Raw genomic sequence first — 3,745 nt, 5'->3', positions numbered from 1 at the left:
CTTGGGCAGGTGGTAGAGCAAATGAAGGTATCGCCCCAGTTTACCCACGAAGGCCGACTGACCCATGTCACCTTAACGATCAAAAACAGGAATGGCAGCAACCGCAGAGAGCATATTGCGGAAGAGCGGCTGGACGCATACGTGGGCCATCGTCTGGGGGCGAAAATACGGGAGGACAGCCACTCCGTTTTTAAATCTCTGCAGAAGGAGCGCAGCCAATGGTCCACCGAGCAGGATAGTGACGATCAACAGAACCGCTGGTTTATCCGGGATGCCAATGGTGAGGCACTGTATATGTCCAATGGCTCGCGGCTCTATTTCGACTCACAAGACGGAGCCAATCAAGACATTGACCGGGCGGTATTCGCCGAGCACAGCGCCGACTTTACCCTGGAGAACCTGGACGAGCTGATGGGCGACGGTGCCAGGGGAATGCGTGAGTTCTACGACAAGCGTCTGGCCAATTATATGAAGAAGTACACCAAAAAGTGGGGGGCAACGATGGAGCCTGTCGAGATCCATTTCAATGGCTCGCAGTACCCTTATGACACCAGGCCCGATAAAGTCTGGTCGGTGACCGTCACCGACAAGATGAAAGAGTCTGTGCTGAAGGATGGTCAGCCGTTGTTTGCTTTGAAAGATAATAAAAAAGCAAAACAGGATAATGTTCCCCGCTATTCCCTGAAAGACCTCCCCGACGATGTGCAGTCCGTGATCAACGACATCCACGGCGGCATTGCCCCAAAGCCGTGGCACGACCGGTTGCGGGAGTGGTGGGAGGCCAAACCGCTGAAAGAGCATATCAAGCGCGGTTTGCTCCATATCAATCAGGGCGTATTCACCGATGCCGCCATTATTGAACAGCAGGAGAAGCTGCTGAACGAGGGCAAGCTGATGGACGCAACGGTGTCTGCCAGCAAAGCCGTTTACCTGGCCCGCAATCTTGATAACGTGACCGATGCCACCTTCCATAAAGGCACCCCGATGCTGAAAGAGGGCAGCATTGTCATCAAACCCGGCAGCAAGGGGTTGTTTGAACTGCTGAAGCCAGTGACCGAGCGTGATGAGCTGGCTATCTGGGAGGTTTACGAAGGCAGCCACCGGGCGCAGCGGATCATGGACGAAGACAAGGTGGCCAGGGCCAAAGGCAATCAGTTGCTGGCTCAGGGGCAGGCACTGAAAGAAACGCTGGATGCCGTAGCACCGGATGAATATCCCGGTGGCCGTACCGGTTGGAATCGTGACCGCAGACAGATGGAGAAAGACCTGAAGCTGGGCAAGGAACTGAGCCAGCAAAATCGGGAGAACCTCTACGATCAGCAACGGATCGACACCATTCAGAACTGGGTGCATACCCAGCCGGAACTGGCCAAGCGGTTCAAGCAGGTGATGGACGACTACCAGCAGCACAACCGAGACCTGCTGGACTTTATGGAAGCCGCCGGCACACTCGACAAGGAACAGCGCAAGCTGTTCGATACCGGCGACTACATCCCGTTCAACCGGATACACGACCTGGAATACCAGGAAGAAAACCAGCGGTTTATTCGGCCTAAAAAAGGACTCGGCGGACAAACCTCCGGTATTCAACGGCTGAAAGGTGGTGTAGAAAAGATAGCCCCACTGGAAGCGATGGTGCGCAATACCCGTTCCATGCTCGATGCGGCCCTGAAGAATATCGCCCAGCAACGGGTCATCGATAACGCCCTGCAACTGGGGGCCGTGGAGAAAATTGAGAGTGCCATTACCGTTACTGACGACGATGTAAAGGCAGCTCTTCAGGGGATCGGCGTCAGTACCGACCTGACCCCAGCGCAGATGCGCGGCTGGAAGTCGCTGATGGCCAAATACGAAACCCTGAAAGGGACCACCAGTGTCTCACGCGATGGCAAGCTGGAAACCTACGCGGTGGATGATCCATTGCTGCTGGCCTCCATTCAGGACATCGGGCCAGAGCTGCAGAGCGGTTTTATGAAACTGGTGGGCATTCCCAGCCAAATAGTCCGGCGCGGTGTCACGGCGATGCCTGCTTACTGGTTCCGCAACCTGACCCGGGATACGCTATCCACGGCAGTGCATATTGCCCCGGAGGTCAACGGCAAGGTCGTAGGCATGAACCCGCTGGCCGGTGCCATTCGTGGTTTCAGAAAGTCCCTGGATGAGGATGACTCCCTGTGGGCGATGAAAATGGCCGGAGGCAGCAGTAGCAGTGGTCACTACCGCAGCAACTACAACAACATTCGCAAGAAGCTATCCCCTGCGGAGCAGAAGCGCATCCTGAGCACGCCCGGCAAACTGATCGACTTCTGGGACAGCATTGGCGCACGGTTTGAGGACTCCAACCGGCTGCACGTCTTTGAACGGGTAAAGGAGGAAGGCGGTTCAACGGCGGAAGCCGCCTATCAGTCGCTGGATGTGATGAACTTTACCCGTAAGGGGCAGTGGGGCATTGTTCGGTTCCTGACCCAATCCATTCAGTTCACCAACAGTTTGCTTCAGGGTGTGAACCGGATGTGGCGAGGTGTGAAGCCCGGTGATGAACTGCACTGGAGCGCCTTATCCGGTGAGGTGCTGACGCGGGGGCTGATGTATGGCTTTGCCTCCTGGCTGCTGGTGCGACTGTTTGAAGACGATGATCGCTACAAGGAACTCAGCACCGACGAGAAAGTGGCCTATCACCACTTCTGGATCGGTGACGGAGAAGACGGCCACTTCCGAATCCCCAAGCCGTTCGAGGTGGGGCATATCTTTGCCACCATACCGGAGTTCCTGTGGCAAGGCATGATGGGCCATGAGGATGCCAAGTGGACCAAGGATGCCATGGTGACTTTGGGGATGGCGATGTTTAACCTGGAGTCCACGCCCATACCGCAGTTCATCAAACCGATCTGGGAAGTGGGTGAGAACCGCGACCGCTTTCGTGACCGGGATATTGTGCCCATGAGCTTGCAGCAACTTAAGCCGGAAGCCCAATACGACCCCTACACCAGCGAGACGCTAAAGGAACTGGTGCAGTACCTTCCCGAAGGCGCACCGGAGTGGATGCGCTCCCCGAAAAAGCTGGAACACCTGCTGAAAGGCTATTTCAATGCCTTTGCCACAGGAACGCTGGCGGTGACCGATGCGGTTACCCGACACCTGACCGGTGAAGGGGAAAAGCCCGCATGGAACAAACAGGACTACCCGGTGGTCGGTTCGTTCTTTGGTGATCGCATCACAGGCAGCACCCGTTACACCAATGATCTGTATGAAATGAACAAGGACGTGAATGCCATTGCTTCATCCATCAAGCACTATCAGGAAACCGGGGAAAACCAGCGAGCTAAAGAGCTGGAACAGTCAGCCAGTGCCAGACTGAAAAACAAGGCTGGGCTCAACAAGGCCAGCCGGGAGATCAGCAAGCTGCGCAGGGAAGTCCGTAAAGTGATGGAAGACCGGATCATGGATCGTGACACCAAGCGGGAACGGCTCGACCGGCTGAACCGGCAGATCAACCAGGTGGCCACTAATGCTGTAAAGCGCTATCAGCAGCCGTTCCGATAGTTAACCGTCCAGACACAAGGTCTTAGTCGCACCATTTTAGGTGCTACTACCAATTCCGAAGGACTGCTGTTTTCAATAGGATGCTCACGTCCTCACGGAAGAGGCACTGTTCCTAATGAACCATGTTTCTTGGGGCACAGTTTACCTACTGTGAATTTTGCAGAGAAAATCTTATCTCACGGGCTTTAGGGTCCGTTTTTTT

Annotated in this window: 1 protein-coding gene; it reads left to right on the top strand. The window is 55.3% G+C overall.

What is annotated here, in order from left to right; genetic code table 11:
• The first annotated feature begins 21 nt into the window (after nt 1-21).
• Nucleotides 22-3,543, top strand: coding sequence for an LPD38 domain-containing protein (locus tag AK963_RS26615; RefSeq protein WP_066018372.1), 3,522 nt, complete (start codon nt 22-24; stop codon nt 3,541-3,543).
• Nucleotides 3,544-3,745: the final 202 nt, after the last annotated feature.

The sequence above is a fragment of the Endozoicomonas atrinae genome, assembly GCF_001647025.1.
GTDB lineage: Bacteria > Pseudomonadota > Gammaproteobacteria > Pseudomonadales > Endozoicomonadaceae > Endozoicomonas > Endozoicomonas atrinae.
Note: the sequence above shows the minus strand (reverse complement) of the source record. Positions and strands in the feature narration are given on the sequence as shown.